This window comes from Solirubrobacter ginsenosidimutans (assembly GCF_027587205.1).
The window spans coordinates 24,069-39,978 of the sequence record NZ_JAPDOD010000069.1 but is presented as its reverse complement, the minus strand read 5'-3'; the positions used below and the strand labels follow the sequence as shown (position 1 = coordinate 39,978).

The window sequence follows — 15,910 nt, the reverse complement described above, 5'->3', positions numbered from 1 at the left end:
GGGAGCGCCGAACCCGGCGGCGCCGGGAGTCGCGGCGCGGCGACGCGCGGGCGGACCGGCCGCGCGACGCCTGCGCGTGTCTCCGCGCGGGCCGACGACGTCCTGCGCGGCGACGACGTCCCGCGGCGCCGCGTCGTGCGGTGGAGCCGTGCGCTCCTCGGCGGTGGCCAGCGCGAGCAGGCGGTGCAGCTCGGCGTCCATCCGCGACGATTCGGCGGCGGTCGGCACGGAGTCGCGGAACGGATCCGCGGCGGTCAGGGTCTGGATCGGGTCGCGGGTCATCGTTCCTCCACGGTGGTCATCGACGCGAGGGCGGGCGCGTCGTCGGCTTCAAGGGCGTGCTGGAGGCGCTTGCGCGCGCGGTGCAGGCGGACCGCGGCGGTGCCGCGGGTGCAGCCGAGCGCCTCACCCACCTCCGCGAGCGAGAGGCCTTCCCAGGCGACGAGCAGGACGAGCTCGCGGTCGCTCTCGCTCAAGCCGGCGAGCGCGCGGACGAGGTCGGCGCGCGCACCCGCGGCGTCGGCCGGATCGGGAGCGAACGGTTCGGCGTGCGCCTCCGCCCGCTCCGCCAGCGCGTCGCGGCGCACCACGCCCCGGCGGTGGTTGGCGAGCACCTTGCGGGCCACGCCGTAGAGCCACGGGAGCGGGGCGTCGGGGAGCTCACCGCGGCGTCGCCAGGCGACGAGGAAGACCTCGGTGGTCAGGTCCTCGGGCTCCGACGCGGCGCGCCGGCGCAGGTAACGCCAGATATCGTCGCGGTGCGCTGTGTACAGCGCGTCGAATTCGTGGTGCACGCAACGGCTCGTGTCCGGCACCGCGCGATCCATTACTCCAGTGGGAGCACGACGCGCACGGTCGTACCGCCGCCGGGTGGCGACTCGACCGCGAGCCGCCCGCCAAGCGCCTCGACGCGGTCGGCCAGCCCGCGCAGGCCGGTGCCGTTGCCCGTGGAAGGATCGGCGCCGCCGCGTCCGTCGTCGGCGATCTCCACCCGCAGCTCGCCGGCGTCGGTCTTCATCTGCACGCGCAGCTGCGACGCCTCGGCGTGCTTGACCGCGTTGGTCAGGCTCTCCGCGACGACGAAGTACACCGCGGCTTCAAGCGGCTCGGCCAGGCGCACCTCGGGCACGCCCTCCACGTGCAGCGGCAGCGGTGAACGGGCCGCGAGCGTCTCCAGGGCGGGAGCGAGGCCACGGTCCGCGAGTACCGCCGGATGCAGCCCGCGGGCCAGCTCGCGCAGCTCGGCCAGGGCGTGCTCGAGCTCGAGCGCGGCGCCACGCAGGAGCGCCAGCGCCTCGTCGGGCTCGCCCAAACGCTTCTCGAGCACCCGCAGCTGCACGGCGAGCGAGACGAGCCGCTGCTGCGCGCCGTCGTGCAGGTTGCGCTCCAGCCGCCGCCGCTCGGTCACACCCGCCTCGAGGATGCGCACGCGGCTGGCGTTGACCTCGGCGCGCGCCTCGGCGCTCTCCAGCGCGAGCGCGACCAGCTCGGCGAAGCCCGCCAGGCGGCTCTCGGCGTCATGGTCGAGGACGTCCACCGACGCCACGAGGATGAGGCCCCAGATCCGCCCGCCCGCGACGATCGGCGCCGCGACGGCGGACCGGAACCCGTTGGCGCGCATCAGCTCGGCGGCGCGCCCGCGGACGTCGGCGTAGTCCTCGATCCGCGCGGGCTTCCCGGTGCGCGCGACCAGCGCCGTGATCCCGTCGCTGTCGGCGAGCGGGACCGCCGTGCCGACGACGAACCCGCCGGGGTCGTGCTCGTCCGCCCAGCGCCCGACGGTCCAGGCCTGGCCGCGCTCGTAGCGCACCGTCGCCGCCGACCGCACGTGCAGCAGCCGCCCGGCTTCCTCGGCGACGGCCTGGAACACCGCGTCGGGCTCGGGCGAGGAGGCGACGAGCGTCGCCACGCGCCGCAGCGCCGACTGCTCCTCGGCGAGCTGGGCGAGCGCCTCGTAGGCGCCGGCGTCGAGCACCATGCCGACCAGCGCGTCGTCGAGCGCGAAGAGCGTGCCGGAGATCGGCAGTCGCCGCTCCGTGCCGATCCGCACCCGTCGCGGCGCCCGACCGCCTTCGAGCATCGCCCGCACCTCGTCGGCCAGCGGCCCGCCCTCGAGCGAGCGACCGGTCTGCGCACCGGTGGCCATCGTGAACGCCGTATTGGCGTACACGACGCGCAGCGCGGCGTCGAAGCAGCCCACCGCCGCCGGGGTGGCGTCGAGGAGCCCGCGCAGTGTGGCGGGCGTCAAACCGCCGGATGGCCTCGAGCTGCTGGACGGCATCGGCGTAGAAGCTAGTGCTTCGGCCGAAAGCGGATCGTGTGCCCCCGACTCAGATACGGGGGCACACGCCGGAGAAGAGATTCGCGAAGACGCATTCTGCGGTCAAGGTCCACGAACTGCTCTTGGGTCTAGAGATCGACCACGCGGAGGTCTGGATGCCGCACCTGCAATGCGTCGGTGAGCACGCGGCGGTGGCACGTCGCCGGATCGGCCTCCAGGCACAGCAGCGCGGTCCGCGGCCCGTGATCGAGCTCGGCGCCGAGGCGCTCGAGATCCTCCAGCGCATGCGCCTCGACATGCGCGCGGAATGCCGCAGCGGCTTCGTCGAGCTTGCCCGCGTGAAACAGGAACCGGATGTCGGCGGGCGTGCCGAGCTCCCGCCGGCTCTCATAGGCGATGCCGTGATCGCCGAGCAGCTGGCCGAGCCTGGTCTTCGACATTCCGGGCCGGCGCGACTGCGGCCGGAAGCGCACGTCGATCACCCGCTCCACGCCCGCCGTTCCCAGCTCGGCCACCAGCTCAGGCGGGAGCAGCTTCTCGTAGCCGATGGTCCAGATCGTGGGCACAGGATCAGGAGCGTACGAGACGCACGAGTGCTTGCAGCGCCCCGCGGCGGCGGTCCGCGCGGCTAGCGTGAGCCAATGCCGCCGGACGCGGCACCTTCGCCATGCCCCGCGCTGCCCTGCTGCTCATCGTCGTCTCGCTGTCCGCCCTCGTCGCGGCCGCACCCGCGGGTGGGCAGAGCGAGGGGTCGTTGCGCGACAAGATCGGCTCGAGCAAGCAGCAGGAGCGCACGCTGGCCGGTGCCGCCGCGCAGCTCGGGCAGCTCGAGCGCAAGATCGGGCGCGAGGTACAGGTGCTCGAAGGCCGGCTGGGCGAGGCCCAGAGCGAGCTCGACGCCGCGAACGCCCGCCTCGCCTCGACACAGGTCAAGCTCGACGAGGCGCGCGCCCGCGTCACCCGCCTGCGCAAGCGGCTCGCCGAGGTCCGTTCCAAGCTCAGCGGCCTGCTGCGTGAGCGCTACATGGGCGGGTCACCCGATTACGTCACGGTCGTGCTGCACGCCGACGGCTTCCCGCAGCTGCTCGAGACGCTGCAGTTCGTCCGGCGGGTGGAGCGCGCCGACACGCAGCTGCTCGACCTCGTCCGCGCCGCCCGCAGTGACGCCGACCACGAGCGCACCGTGCTCTTCAACCTGACCAAGCGCCGCGACCGCGAGGCCGACGCCGCCCGCACCCGCCGCGACGCGCTCGCCTCGATCACGCAGGGCCTGCGCGACCGTCAGGCGCTCGTCGCCCGGGCGCACGCCGCCCGCGTCGCGGCCCTGAGCCGTGCGCGCAATGGCCGCAAGCGTGCCGAGAAGGAGCTCAAGCGGCTCCTCGCCGTCCGCGCCCGCGCGGCCTCGATCGCCGGCCCCGGTGGACCGTGGGCGATCCCGTGGCCGATCGTGCAGTGCGAATCGGGCGGCCAGAACCTCCCGCCGAACTACGCGGGCGCCTCCGGCTACTACCAGTTCATGGTCGCCACCTGGAAGGGCCTCGGCGGCTCGACCCCGCAGGCCTACCAGGCCTCCAAGGCCGAGCAGGACCGTCTCGCCGCCCGGCTCTGGAACGGCGGAGCGGGGCGCGGGAACTGGGTCTGCGCGTCGCTCGTCGACGGATAGCGCACGATGCACGACCTCCCCGACTGGGCTGCCGTTCTGCTCGAAGAGATGAAGGTCGCTCACCTCGGTCTCCTCGACGATGCCGGCCACCCGCGCGTCCAGCCGATCACGTTCGCGCGCGTCGAGGACCTGATCGTGAGCGCGGTCGACGACAAGCCCAAGCGCCGTCCCGGCGAGCTCCCCGTCCGTCTCCGACGACTGCGGCGCCACCCCCGCGTCGCGCTCACCGTCGATCGCTACGACGACGACTGGACCCACCTCGCCTGGGTGCAGCTGCTCGGCGACGTCACGATCGCGCCGATCGATGCGCCCGCGCTCGAGGCCCTCCAGCGCCGCTACCCGGTCTACCTCGAGCGCCCCCCGAACGGACCGCTGTTGAAACTCCGACCGGAGAGGGTTCTCAGCTGGCGCTCAGCCGGTTAGGCTCGCGCGTATGCGCCTCACCGTCCTGCTCGCCACCGTCGTCGTCCTGCTCACCCCGACGATCGCGCTCGCGCAGGAGGACCGCTGCGAACCCCGCAAGCAGGGCGAGCAATGCGGTGAGGGCAACGGCCGCCAAACGCCCGGCGGGGCCGGCACCGGCAAGGTCTCCCACAAGGGCTGGCCGAAGATCACCGGGATCCTCTGGCAGGTGCTCGACAGCGGCAACCACACGCGCACCGGCACCGAGGACAACGACGAGCTCAACGGCCATCACGGCAATGAGAAGCTCAACGGCGCCGGCGGCAAGGACGTGCTGTGGGGCGACTGGGACCCCAAGAACAACACCACCAAGCAGTCCGACGTCCTGCGCGGCGGCCCCGGCAACGACTTCCTGTATCCCAGCCACGGCAAGAACCTGCTCTACGGCGGCGCCGGCAACGACCGGATCATCGCGTACTACGGCCACGGCACGATCGACTGCGGGCCGGGCGATAAGGACTTCGCCCAGACGCGCTGGCAGAGCAGCGCCTACAAGGTCCGCAACTGCGAGATCATCCGGCACTTCTGCGCGTACGGCTCAAAGCCCAACGGCGACTGCAAGAAGCCCGGTGAGGGCCTACTGTTTCGCGAGCCACTCCGCCTTATGAACCTTCTTGGCGGCCTGGTAGCCCTTCAGCGCGGCAGCTGAGTCGACGTCGCCGAGCGTCGGGTGCCAGGGGATCAGCGGCTCGGCCAGCGCGACCCCGAAGCGCTTGGCGAGCACCGAGCCGAGCGCCTTGATCTTCATGTCGCCGTACCCCGGCAGCCCGGCCAGGTTCGCGCGCAGCTCGTCGGTGGTCGTCGCGTCGGTCCAGACCCGCGCGGCGTGGCCGTCGTAGTGCTCGATGACGTGCTCGGCGAGCTCGTGCACGCGGGTCGCCATCGCGCCCGGGAAGCGGTGGATCGCCGGCCGCTCGCGGAAGATCGGGTCGAGGTCGGCGCCCGCGACCGCGGCGACGTCGAGCGTCCCCAGCCGCTCGCGCAGCACGAACGGGCCCATGAACGCCTTCTGCACCGGCACCTGCTGGTCGAGCGCGAAGCCGACCAGCAGGGCGAAGGGATCCTGGACGAGCAGCGCGTCGGCCTCGGCGTTTCCCGTGAAGTGCAGGCGGTCGGTCATGGTTGCTGGAGCTCCGGTGGCAGCGCCTTCAGCCCGTCGGGATACATCAGCGCGATGGTCTCCTCGGACATCTCCAGCGTGTTGGCGGCCTCCGGCGGCGCGCCGAACACGAGCCAGAGCGCGTCCTCGTCGGTGTCATTGAACACCTGCCGCACGCTCTCCGCCGAGACGTAGACCGAGGAGAGCCGCGGCAGTTCGAGCAGCACGTCGTCGACCCGCATCCGCCCGACGCCGTCGAGCAGGACGTAGAGCTCGTCGGTCACGACGTGCCGGTGCTTGGTCGACGCCTGCCCGGGTCGCAGGCGCCAGAAGCGCGCGCCCATACCGGGCGCGCCGTGTTGCTTGGCGAGATCCGTGTTGAGCACGCCCATCTGGTTGGACGGGCGCCAGAACGCCTCGCCGGCGGGCAGGACGGAGTAGGTCATTTCGCCTTCAAGGATGCAGGTTCGTAGCCGCTCGCGGTCGCCCGCGAGGCCGACTTGCTCTTGAGCGTCAGCACGACGCGGCCCTTGGCGTCGGTCTTGCCCGACTTCCCGCCCGCCTTGAGGGTCGCGCCCTTGACCGGGTCGCCCGCGTCGGTGACGGTGAACGTGACCTTGTCCTTGGCGCGCTTCGCGGCGAGTGAAAGCCCTGGGAGCACGCGGGTCACGAACGTCGACGCGGACGAGTCGTCCTGGGTGCCGAAGACCCCGAAGACGTCCGCGGCCGACGACGTGCCGCTGATGTCCAGCGTGTAGAGCGAGTGCGCGTCCTTCACCGCGCCGGCGTCGACCGCCGCGCCGAACTGCGTGGCCGAGAGATTCGAGCGCGCGACGAGCACGTGCTGGTCACCGAACTCGCTGTCGGACCACGCGACCCACAGGCGCCCCTTGGCGTCGGCCGAGATCGCCGTCTCGGCGCTGTTGCGGGTCTTGTCGAGCAGGATCGTCGACCCCGTCCCGACCTTCCACACGCGGACCTGGTCCGAGGTCGGATACCCCACGCCGCGCGCGACGTAGAAGCCGCCGCTCTTTGGCCGCGCGACGATCGGCGTGCGCGAGAGCTCCGGGCCGCCGACCATGACGTTCGTCCCCGGCATCTGCAGCGCCCCGCCACCGGGCGCGCCGCCCGCGCCGACCGGCTGGACGAAGATGCCCGGCGGGTTGTCGGAGAACCAGGCGAGCATCGTCGTGCCGCTCGCGTCCGAGGCCAGGTTGGAGTCGTTGCCGTAGCCCGCCGCCTGGTAGTTGAAGTTCGGCACCGCCGGGTCCAGCCCCGCGTGCACCCACGTGCCGGCCGTCCCGAACCAGGTCGCGTAGGTGGTGCCGTCGGGCGCCGTGCTCGCCGCCGTGTCGGACGCGTAGGCCTGCGCGCCGATCGGGACGGTCGATCCGGGCTGCAGCGCCCAGGTGGCGCCGCCGTCGGAGGAGAACGCGGTGTTCTGATCCTGGTTGGTCTCGGTCGCCTCGGTCGAGCGGATGCCGCCCCAGATCGCCCGCAGGCCGCCGGGGACGACGGTCAGCGCCGGGTCGCTCGTGCTCGCCCACCCCGTCACGATCGGCGAGGTCGCGCGCAGCTTGCCGTCCGGCCCGATCGTGGTGTGGAAGATGTCGCCGTCCTTCTTCCAGGCGACGTGCAGGACGCCGTCGGCGGTGCGCACGGGGCTGACCTGGTCGATGTTGGACCCGCCGGGCGCGGTGACCTGCTTCCAGCCGGCGGCCTGAGCGCCGGGGGCTGCGGCGAGCAGGAGCGCGGCCGCGAGGATGAGAGGCGTCTTCACGCGCGGAGACTAACCGGCTAGCAGCGGCCAGTTAAGCGCCCGTTCATCCTTTTTCGCCGCGCGTGCGTTAAACCGGACACCTTGGTCCTCCTTGTCCTCTTCGCGCTGATCGCCGGCGCCGGCACCGCCCTGAGCCCTTGCGTGCTCCCCGTCCTGCCCGCCTTGCTGAGCGCGGGAGCGACCGGCGGGCGACGGCGCCCCCTCGGCATCGTGCTCGGCCTCGCCGTCACGTTCACGGTCACGATCGTCGGGTTGGCGAAGGTCGTCGACGGCGTCGGGCTCGGTGATTCCGTCACGCGCGACATCGCGATCGTGGCGCTCGCGGTCTTCGGGCTCTCGGTCGCGATCCCGTGGCTGGGCGACCGGATCGAGGCGCCGCTGAGCCGGCTCGCCAAGTACGGGCCGAAGAGCGGCGGGCGCGGATTCTGGTCGGGGATCCTCGTGGGTGCGGCGCTGGGCTTCGTCTACGCGCCGTGCGCGGGGCCGATCCTCGCCGCCGTCGTCTCGGTGAGCGCCGCTTCTGGGCGCACGGTGGCGGTCGGACTCGCGTTCGCGCTCGGCTCGAGCATCGTCCTGCTGGTCCTCGCCCTCGCCGGCCGGCGCCTCACCGTGCGCCTGCGCGGGCCGGCGTTGAGCCGCGCTCTGGGAGCCGTGATGGTCCTGACCGCGGTGGCGATGGCGTTCCAGCTCGACGTGCGCTTCCAGACGGCGATCGCGAACCATCTTCCCGCCGCGGTCGTGAACCCCACGAACGCGCTGGAGACGTCGCACTCGGTGTCCGAGAAGCTCGCGCAGCTCCGGCCCGACTCGAAGTTCGCCAACGCCGCGAAGACGACGACGGCGACGACGGCCGGGGCCAAGGCCGACCTGCAGGACTACGGGCCCGCGCCCGACTTCGTCGGCAACCAGCGCTGGTTCAACTCCAAGCCGCTCACGCTCGCCTCGCTCAAGGGCCGCGTCGTGCTGATCGACTTCTGGACTTACACCTGCATCAACTGCATCCGCACGTTCCCGCACCTCGTCGCCTGGGACAAGACGTACCGCGACCGGGGCCTCACGATCGTCGGCGTGCACTCGCCGGAGTTCAGCTTCGAGAAGAAGGCGTCCAACGTCCAGCGCGCGATCGAGCAGAACGGCATCAAGTATCCGGTCGCACAGGACAACGACCTCGCGACCTGGAACGCGTGGAGCAACCAGTACTGGCCCGCCGAGTACCTGATCGACGCGAACGGCCACGTCCGCTACGCGAACTTCGGCGAGGGCGACACGGAAAAGACCGAGGCGGCGATCCGCGCGCTGCTGGTCGAGGCGGGCGCGAAGGGCCTGGGCGCCGACGCCAAGCCCGACAAGACCTACGACCCGACCGCCGAGGCGACGCCCGAGACCTACATCGGCTCGGCGCGGGCGGAGCGCTTCCTCCCCGCCGTCCAGAAGTCCGGCACCAGCACCTACACGCCGTTCGACGGCGACCTGCCGGAGAGCAACTTCACGCTCGGCGGCACCTGGAAGGTCACCGAGGAGTCGGCCACCGCCGGGCCGGGCGCGACCCTGCGCGGCAACGTCACCGGCAAGGACGTCTACCTCGTCTTGTCCGGTCCGGGCGACGTCGACGTGACCGTCGACGGCAAGCACGAGCAGACCGTCCACGTGACGACGCAGAAGCTCTACCACCTGCTCTCGCGCCCGAAGTCCGCCGCCCACGACCTGCAGCTGAAGTTCGCGCCGGGCGTCGCGGCGTTCGCCTTCACGTTCGGCTGAAACTTAAACCCCACCTAAGGGGTCTGGCCCCTTAGGTGCGCTTTATGGTCCGAACGGTGTAGCCGGCGGGTGCAGATGGGTCGCGCGGCCGACGACGGATCGGCCGCGGCGGCGCAGCATGGTGCCCATGCCTTCCCTCGCCATCGAAACCCACGGACTCGGCAAGCGCTTCGGTGAGCGCGCGGCGCTGGAGTCCATCGACCTGGAGGTCCCGCGCGGGTGCGCGTTCGGATTCCTCGGGCGCAACGGCGCCGGCAAGACGACGCTGGTACGGCTGCTGCTGGGGCTGGCGCAGCCGACGACGGGGACGATGCGGCTGCTCGGCCACGACCTGCCTTCTGGCCGCGCGGAGGCGCTGGCGCGCGTCGGGGCGATCGTGGAGGAGCCGCGCTTCCATCCGCACCTGACCGGCCGCGAGAACCTCCACGTCCACGCCGCGGCGCGCGACGCAAGCGCTCACGGACGCGTCGACGCCGCGCTGAAGCGCGTGGGCCTAGGCAACCGCGCCGATGACAAGGTCAAGACCTACTCGCTCGGCATGCGCCAGCGTCTCGGCGTCGCGCGCTGCCTGCTCTGCGACCCCGAGCTGCTGATCCTCGACGAGCCGGTCAACGGCCTGGACCCGGCGGGCATCCTCGAGTTCCGCGGGCTCGTGCGCTCGCTGGTCGACGAGGGGCGCACGGTGCTGCTCTCCTCGCACCTGCTCGACGAGGTCGAGAAGACCTGCGACCTGGCCGCGATCGTCGACAACGGGCGCGTCGTCGTCCAGGGCACGATCGAGGCGCTGACCGCGGGCGGCGAGCGGACGATCGACATCGTCGCGTCACCCACTGTGAAGGCCGCCGGCGTGCTGGCCGGCGTGCCCGCCGTGACGCGGGCGATCGAATACAACGGCGGCATCCGCGCGACGCTGGCGCCCGACGCCCCGCGCGACCTGGACGTCGTCACCGTCCTCCTGCGCCGCCTGCTGGCCGAGGACATCCAGGTCGAGCGCGTGGCCCCCGTCACGCGCTCGCTGGAAGACGAGTTCCTGAGCATGACGACCCGACTGGAGCACGCCTGATGACCCGCCTGATCCGTGCCGATCTCCTCAAGCTGCGACGCCGCACCGGCATGATGGCCGTGGTCGCGTTCTTCGTCTTCGGCGCCGTCGCCGCCTACTTCGGCGCCGGGTTCTTCCTCGACGACGGCGGCGACTTCGACACCGCCACCGGCGTGCTCACGCTGATCGCCTCGGTGGCGGGCGCGATCATCGGCGCCACGGCCGGCGGCGCCGACATCGAGTCCGGCGTCTTCCGCGACCTCGTCGCCACCGGTCGCTCCCGCACCGCCCTGTTCTTCTCGCGCGTGCCGGCGGCGTGGATCATCACGCTCGGCATGCTCGCGATCGCCGTCGTCGCCTCCGCGCTGCTGTCCTCGCCCTCGCTCGGCTCGTTCCTGCGCGGCGGCGCCCAGGTGCTCACGTCCGGCGCGCTGACCGCCGCGGTGTGCGTCGGCCTGGCCGCGCTGACCGGCAAGAGCGGACCCGTGATGGGCATCGCGCTGGCCTTCCAGCTCGGCATCGCCCCGCTGCTCGCCCAGCTGGACGTGCTCGGCGACGCCCGCTGGGCGATCCCCGCGGTCGCGATCTCCCGCCTCGACGGTGCCGAGGGCATCCTCGCCTCGTTGCCTCTGGCGGGCGCGATCGGGATCATCCTCGCCTGGGCCCTCGCCGGACTCGGCAGCGGCCTCTGGAAGACCCGCACCCAGGAAATCTAAACCCCACCTAAGGGGTCTGGCCCCTTAGGTCGCGTTTATGTTGCTTCGCCGGCATCCCATCCCGATCCTCGTCGCGGTTCTCGCGGTGGGGATCGCCGTGCCGGCGGCGATCCCGTGGGTGTTCGCGGCACTCGTGCCGCTCTACGTGCTGGCCGAGCGCGACCTCCGGCACGGGGTTGCCGCGGCGGCGGCGATCCTGCTCGTGCAGCTGGTGAAGATGGATCACCCGGTCGAGCCGATCTCGACGGTCGTCTTCTCCGCCGCCGTCATCGCGGTCGCCCGCTACCGGGTGCTGCAGCGCGCGGCGGCGGCGCGTGAGCGGGAGCTGCTGTTCGAGGCGGCCGCGGCCGAAGAGCGGCTGCGGATCGCGCGCGAACTGCACGACGCGGTCGGCCATGACGTGTCGCTGATGGTGGTGCAGGCGGAGGCGCTCGCGGCGGTCACCGGCGACGAGCGGGCGGACGCCATCGCCGCGCTGGGGCGGCGGACGATGGGCGAGATGCACCGCACGCTGAAGGTCCTGCGCGACGACGCGGACCTCGCGCCGCAGCCGGGGTTGAACGATCTCGGCGGCGTGATCGAGGACGCGCGCGGCGCCGGGGTGCCGATCACCTTCACGGTCGAGGGCGCCCCGCGCCCGCTTCCCGGCGGCCTGGACGCCAGTGCCTACCGGATCGTGCAGGAGGCGGTGACCAACGTCATCCGCCACGCGGGCGGGGCGGCCGCCGCGGTGACCGTCCACTACGGCGACGACGCGCTCGAGCTGCGCGTCACCGACGAGGGTGGCGAGCCATCCGATACCAACGGCGGCGGCCACGGCCTCGTCGGCATGCGCGAGCGGGTCGCCGCGTTCAATGGCACGCTGCAGGTCGGCCCGCGCGCCGGGCACGGCTACGAAGTGCGAGCGGAGCTTCCCTACACCGCATGATCCGCGTCCTGATCGCCGACGACCAGCCGCTGATGCGGACCGGGTTCAAGACCGTGCTCGAAGCGACCGGGATGATCGAGGTCGTCGCCGAGGCCGACAACGGCGCCGAGGCGATCGCCATGGCCGAGCAGCACCGGCCTGACGTGATCCTGATGGACATCCGGATGCCGGGGATGGACGGGCTGGAGGCCACGCGCCGGCTGCCGCGCGAGAAGATCCTCGTGCTCACGACCTTCGGCCTGGACGAGTACATCGTCGAGGCGCTGCGCGCGGGCGCGAGCGGCTTCCTGACCAAGGACGTGCCGCGCCAGGAGCTCGTCGCCGCGGTCAAGGCCGTGGCGGGCGGCGACGCGGTGCTCTCCCCGCAGGTCACCCGCCAGCTGCTCGATCGTGTCGCGCACCGGCTCCCCGCCTCGACCCCCGCCGACGGCGGCGTCGCCGCGCTCACCGACCGCGAGCGCGAGGTGCTGCAGCTGATCGCCGGCGGGCTCTCCAACGCGGAGATCGCCGCGGCGCTCGTCGTGGCGGAGCCCACGGCCAAGCGCCACGTGTCCAACCTGCTCGGCAAGCTCGGCCTCAGAGACCGCGTGCAGGCCGTGATCTACGCCTACGAGAACGGCGTGGTCGGGCGGCCGAAGTAGCCGCCCGACCAGGTCCGTCTACGGCGTGGTGGTCGACAGCGTGAACGTGAGCGTCTTGGAGTAGGCGCCCGTGCGCAACGCGTCGGTCGAGTCGATGTGCTGCTTGAACGTGACCGTCACCAGTTCGTTGGAGACGGGACCGGTCCAGGCGGCCTTCGAGAACGACACGGCCAGCGGCGACGGCAGCGAGAACGTGCCGTTCATGAGGTGGCCGGGATCGGAGACCGACAGCGCCGCGTCACCGGCCGTCGAGATGACGGTGGCGGTGGTGTTCGCGGTGTAGTCCTTCGTGACGCCCGGCGTGAACGCGCCGAACGTCGCGGCCGGCGTGCCCAGGACCAGCGAGAGCGTCGCCGGGACGGACCCGCCGACGTCCCCCGCGACAGGCGTCTCGACCGGGCCGTTCGCGGTCGGGCTCAGCAGGTCGCCCGGGTGGCAGTGATGCGGTGAGAAGAAGAACGAGCCCGGGACACAGCGGAACATGCTCGGGTTCGTATCGCTCGGCGCCTTGCGCACGTTCGTGGCCTGCTCGAACGCGTAGCCGCTGTTCAACAGAGCGGCTTCGCCGTTCGCCTTGCCGATGAACGACACGCCGATCGGGTTGCGGCCGGAGCCGCCCGTACCGTAGGCGGCCGGGACGGTCAGGACCGGGTAGCCCGCCCGGTCGGCGATGTTGACCAGCGTGCTGCCGGAGGGAACGAGGATCACGTCGGTGTCGCTGAGCAGCGTGTCCAGCACGCCCGCGCTCTGGGACTTGCCCGCGGCGGTGTCGGCCGCCAGCGCCGAGAGGTCCGGGCTGAGCGCCCCGACGAGCTGGCCCTGCTGGTACTTCAGGCCCTCGACCGGGTTGGCGGTGTTGTAGTTGACGATGCCCTGAAGCGAGCCCGCCCCGCCGGAGGTCCCGCCGAGGTAGGCGTTGAGGTCCTTCTCGAACGAGCGGTTGATGATGCTCGCGGCGGTCGTCGTGCCGGCCGTCTTGGTGACGGTGGTCGCCCCGAGACCCGTGATCGCGGTGAGCACGGACGCCGGCGGCGCCCCGACGACGGCCACGCGCTTGCCGGTCAGCCCGCCCGGCGCGACGGTGTAGGCCGTGCCGGTGAGCGCCGAGAGGCCCGTCGCGGCGTCGGCCACCGTGCGCGTGATCGGCCCGGCCGCATCCTGGGACTTGGCGACCGGAAGCACGCCGTCACTCGAAACGAGGCCGACCGTCGGCTTCAGCGCGACGACACCCGCGACACCCGCCGGGGCGATGATCTGCGCGGAATCGGTCGAGGTCTCCAGGCCGACGGTCAGCGCTGCCAGGCCCGAGGCGGTCGCGGCCGCGGAGCCCGCCGCCGAACCGGCCGGTGTCTTGTCGGTGTCCGACGGCAGCAGCACCTGGCCGCCGAGCGCGGAGTAGCCCTCCGGCGCATTGCCGTCGAGCAGGCCGTTGAGCTCGGAGACGTTGGTCTTGCCGAGGATGATCGCCCCCGCCGCCTTGAGCTTCGCGACCAGCGCCGCGTCACTGTTCGGCATCGACTTCTGCAGCGCGATCGAGCCTGCGGTGGTCGGGAGCCCGGACACGTCGATGACGTCGTCCAGCAGCACGGGGATGCCGTGCAGCGGGCCGCGCGAGCCGGACGTCGCCCGCTCGCGGTCGAGCAGCTTCGCCTCTTCGATCGCGTGGGTGTTCAACGCCCGCACGGCCTGCAGCGCCGGGCCTTCGGCGTTGGTCGCCGCGATCCGGGCGAGGTAGGCCTTGGTCAGCGTCTCGGCGTTCAGCGTCCCCGCCGTCATGCGGTCCTGCAGCGACTTGACCGACTCCGTCTCCAGCGAGAACGGGAGGGTGGGAGCGGCGCCGCCGACCAGCTTCATCGTCGACTCGTAGTCCGGGTTGCAGGACCCACGCTCGGAGAACGCGGGCGCCGGGACCGTGTGCGCGCAGCGGTACATGCTCGGGTTGACCTCGCTCGCCGGCTTGCGCAACTTCGTGGCCTGCTCGATCACGTACGCGACGCCGATCAGGTCGCGCTCCTTGTACGCGTTGGCGTGGATGGAGACGTTCAAAGTCCGCCGCGTCGTCGTGCTGTACCCCATCGGGATCGTCAGCTGCGGGTAGCCCGCGCGCGGACCGTTGGACACGGAGCCGAGGATCGCGATGAAGTCGTCGGAAGGATCGGCCGGCGTGTCGTTCTGCATCATCCGGTCGATGCCCTGGTGGCTGAGGATCTTGCCCGTCAGCAGGGTCTCGCGGTAGGCGATCGAGGCGGCCGACAGCGGGCTGACGTCGATCGCCAGCGCCGCCGCGTGCGTCGAGTTGCCGAACTTCAGCGCCTCGTGCTCGTTGGCGAAGTTGTCGTCGTTCTCCTGCTGGAGGCTCTTGATCGGCGCGTCCGGCCCGAGGTGGGCGTAGTAGTGGTCGATGTCGCGGTGGGCCTCGTAGTTGAGGACCGAGCCGCCGATGCCGGCGGGCGAGATCACCGGGCGCTCGACGAGGATCGCGCCGGCGGCCGCGAGCGCGGCCTTGGCCGTGTTGACCTCGGCGCTCGTGCCGTTCCAGCCGATCCGCTTGCCGCGAACGAAGTTCAGGTCCAGCGCGGACATGTAGTTCGGCACGGTCGCGGGGACCGGCGGGATGATGTCGGCGTCGTTGATGCCGGGGCCCCAGATCCCGCGGTAGTAGTCCGCGTTGTGGGGATCGGGGCCGGCGATCGACTGCAGCGTCATCGCCGCGTTGGCGACCGTGCGGTCCATCGGGCCGGCGGTGTCCTGCGAGGCCGAGATCGGCGCGATGCCGTAGCCGGGGACGAGGCCGACGGTCGGGCGCAGACCGACGAGGCCGTTGGCCTGCGACGGCGAGATGATCGAGCCGGAGGTCTCGGTGCCGATGGTCAGCGCCGAGAGCGCCGCGGCGCCGGCCGAGCCGGAGCCCGACGAGGACCCGGACGGGTTCTGGTCGGCGTCGACCGCGTTGAGCACCTGGCCGGTCAGGTTGGAGAACCCGGACGGCTGGTTGCCGAAGAAGTTCGCGTACTCGGACAGGCCGAGCTTGCCGAGGATCACGACGCCGTTCTCGCGCAGCTTCTTGGCCACGCCGGAGTCGATCGCCGGGAACGAGTTGCGCAGCGAGTAGTTGCCCGCCGACGTGTACATGCCCTTCACGTCGATCAGGTCCTTGAGCAGGATCGGGAGGCCGTGCGCGGGGCCGCGGACGTGGCCCTCCTTGCGCTCCTTGTCCAGCAGCGCGGCGTCCTGCAACGCCGTCGGGTTGAGCTGCGACACCGCATTGAGGCCGGGGCCGCTCTTGTTGAGCGCGGCGATCCGCGCGATGTAGGCGCGGGTGAGCTCGACCGACGTCAGCTTGCCCTCATCCATCAGCTTGACGGCCGTCGGGCCGTCGAGTGTCTCGAGGTTCAGATCGGCGGCGCGTGCCGGCGCCGCACAGACGAGCGCGCACGCCAGTGCGAGCATCGCGAGTTTCATTCCAGTTCCCTCCGTGGTGGACAGTGACCCACCGCGACGCTAACCCGGCTCACATGATCTGCACATTGGACTGTCAGT

16 protein-coding genes are annotated in these 15,910 nt (G+C 71.8%); 8 read left to right on the top strand and 8 right to left on the bottom strand.

Annotated elements, in window-relative coordinates; genetic code table 11:
• The 4 genes from OM076_RS40255 to OM076_RS40240 all read right to left on the bottom strand — a co-directional run.
• On the bottom strand, positions 1-282 hold a 282-nt coding region (locus tag OM076_RS40255), incomplete at its 3' end, for a hypothetical protein (RefSeq protein ID WP_270045849.1).
• Positions 279-794, bottom strand: a complete 516-nt coding sequence (locus tag OM076_RS40250; RefSeq protein WP_270045848.1) for an RNA polymerase sigma factor — start codon at positions 792-794, stop codon at positions 279-281. The genes OM076_RS40250 and OM076_RS40255, both read right to left, overlap by 4 nt.
• 32 nt (positions 795-826) lie before the next feature.
• On the bottom strand, positions 827-2,248 hold the full coding sequence (locus OM076_RS40245; protein ID WP_270045847.1) for an ATP-binding protein: 1,422 nt from the start codon (positions 2,246-2,248) through the stop codon (positions 827-829).
• A 161-nt stretch (positions 2,249-2,409) separates the two neighbouring features.
• Positions 2,410-2,847: a DUF488 domain-containing protein gene (locus OM076_RS40240; protein WP_270045846.1), complete on the bottom strand. Its 438-nt coding sequence runs from the start codon at positions 2,845-2,847 to the stop codon at positions 2,410-2,412.
• A gap of 101 nt (positions 2,848-2,948) precedes the next feature.
• Here OM076_RS40240 and OM076_RS40235 point away from each other — a divergent pair, with 101 nt between their 5' ends.
• From OM076_RS40235 to OM076_RS40225, 3 genes are read left to right on the top strand one after another with little or no spacing between them, the layout of a single operon-like run.
• On the top strand, positions 2,949-3,944 hold the full coding sequence (locus OM076_RS40235; RefSeq protein WP_270045845.1) for a transglycosylase family protein: 996 nt from the start codon (positions 2,949-2,951) through the stop codon (positions 3,942-3,944).
• A gap of 6 nt (positions 3,945-3,950) precedes the next feature.
• On the top strand, positions 3,951-4,367 hold the full coding sequence (locus OM076_RS40230; RefSeq protein ID WP_270045844.1) for a pyridoxamine 5'-phosphate oxidase family protein: 417 nt from the start codon (positions 3,951-3,953) through the stop codon (positions 4,365-4,367).
• A gap of 10 nt (positions 4,368-4,377) precedes the next feature.
• Positions 4,378-5,055: a calcium-binding protein gene (locus tag OM076_RS40225; RefSeq protein ID WP_270045843.1), complete on the top strand. Its 678-nt coding sequence runs from the start codon at positions 4,378-4,380 to the stop codon at positions 5,053-5,055.
• Here OM076_RS40225 and OM076_RS40220 read toward each other — a convergent pair.
• Genes OM076_RS40220 through OM076_RS40210 form a run of 3 tightly spaced genes read right to left on the bottom strand, consistent with a single transcriptional unit; the run spans position 4,984 to position 7,285 of the window.
• Positions 4,984-5,526, bottom strand: a complete 543-nt coding sequence (locus OM076_RS40220) for an HhH-GPD-type base excision DNA repair protein (RefSeq protein WP_270045842.1) — start codon at positions 5,524-5,526, stop codon at positions 4,984-4,986. The genes OM076_RS40225 and OM076_RS40220 overlap by 72 nt on opposite strands.
• Complete coding sequence (locus tag OM076_RS40215; RefSeq protein ID WP_270045841.1) at positions 5,523-5,951, bottom strand: cupin domain-containing protein; 429 nt, start codon at positions 5,949-5,951, stop codon at positions 5,523-5,525. Before OM076_RS40215 ends, OM076_RS40220 begins: the two co-directional genes overlap by 4 nt.
• A complete protein-coding gene (locus OM076_RS40210; protein WP_270045840.1) occupies positions 5,948-7,285 on the bottom strand; it encodes a hypothetical protein in 1,338 nt (445 codons plus the stop codon). Before OM076_RS40210 ends, OM076_RS40215 begins: the two co-directional genes overlap by 4 nt.
• A gap of 81 nt (positions 7,286-7,366) precedes the next feature.
• Between OM076_RS40210 and OM076_RS40205 the strand changes: the two genes are divergently transcribed.
• The 5 genes from OM076_RS40205 to OM076_RS40185 all read left to right on the top strand — a co-directional run bounded on the left by OM076_RS40205 (position 7,367) and on the right by OM076_RS40185 (position 12,370).
• A complete protein-coding gene (locus OM076_RS40205; RefSeq protein ID WP_270045839.1) occupies positions 7,367-9,043 on the top strand; it encodes a cytochrome c biogenesis protein DipZ in 1,677 nt (558 codons plus the stop codon).
• A 127-nt stretch (positions 9,044-9,170) separates the two neighbouring features.
• A complete protein-coding gene (locus OM076_RS40200; protein WP_270045838.1) occupies positions 9,171-10,106 on the top strand; it encodes an ABC transporter ATP-binding protein in 936 nt (311 codons plus the stop codon).
• On the top strand, positions 10,106-10,801 hold the full coding sequence (locus OM076_RS40195) for an ABC transporter permease (RefSeq protein ID WP_270045837.1): 696 nt from the start codon (positions 10,106-10,108) through the stop codon (positions 10,799-10,801). The genes OM076_RS40200 and OM076_RS40195 overlap by 1 nt, the downstream gene beginning before the upstream one ends.
• A gap of 37 nt (positions 10,802-10,838) precedes the next feature.
• Entirely contained in the window at positions 10,839-11,729 is an 891-nt protein-coding gene (locus OM076_RS40190; protein ID WP_270045836.1) for a sensor histidine kinase, read from the top strand.
• Positions 11,726-12,370 (top strand): response regulator, encoded by a 645-nt coding sequence (locus OM076_RS40185; protein WP_270045835.1) that lies wholly within the window; start codon positions 11,726-11,728, stop codon positions 12,368-12,370. The genes OM076_RS40190 and OM076_RS40185 overlap by 4 nt, the downstream gene beginning before the upstream one ends.
• 18 nt (positions 12,371-12,388) lie before the next feature.
• Here OM076_RS40185 and OM076_RS40180 read toward each other — a convergent pair whose 3' ends face one another.
• Positions 12,389-15,832 carry an amidase family protein gene (locus OM076_RS40180; protein WP_270045834.1) on the bottom strand — a complete coding sequence of 1,148 codons (3,444 nt, stop codon included), beginning with the start codon at positions 15,830-15,832 and terminating at the stop codon, positions 12,389-12,391.
• Positions 15,833-15,910 lie beyond the last annotated feature (78 nt).

Bases quoted from the DNA above. Each gene is read 5' to 3' on its own strand.
- OM076_RS40235 (WP_270045845.1), top strand. From the start codon at position 2,949: ATGCCCCGCGCTGCCCTGCTGCTCATCGTCGTCTCGCTGTCCGCCCTC.
- OM076_RS40230 (WP_270045844.1), top strand. From the start codon at position 3,951: ATGCACGACCTCCCCGACTGGGCTGCCGTTCTGCTCGAAGAGATGAAG.
- OM076_RS40225 (WP_270045843.1), top strand. From the start codon at position 4,378: ATGCGCCTCACCGTCCTGCTCGCCACCGTCGTCGTCCTGCTCACCCCG.
- OM076_RS40220 (WP_270045842.1), bottom strand. From the start codon at position 5,526: ATGACCGACCGCCTGCACTTCACGGGAAACGCCGAGGCCGACGCGCTG.
- OM076_RS40215 (WP_270045841.1), bottom strand. From the start codon at position 5,951: ATGACCTACTCCGTCCTGCCCGCCGGCGAGGCGTTCTGGCGCCCGTCC.
- OM076_RS40200 (WP_270045838.1), top strand. From the start codon at position 9,171: ATGCCTTCCCTCGCCATCGAAACCCACGGACTCGGCAAGCGCTTCGGT.
- OM076_RS40195 (WP_270045837.1), top strand. From the start codon at position 10,106: ATGACCCGCCTGATCCGTGCCGATCTCCTCAAGCTGCGACGCCGCACC.
- OM076_RS40190 (WP_270045836.1), top strand. From the start codon at position 10,839: ATGTTGCTTCGCCGGCATCCCATCCCGATCCTCGTCGCGGTTCTCGCG.
- OM076_RS40185 (WP_270045835.1), top strand. From the start codon at position 11,726: ATGATCCGCGTCCTGATCGCCGACGACCAGCCGCTGATGCGGACCGGG.
- OM076_RS40180 (WP_270045834.1), bottom strand. From the start codon at position 15,832: ATGAAACTCGCGATGCTCGCACTGGCGTGCGCGCTCGTCTGTGCGGCG.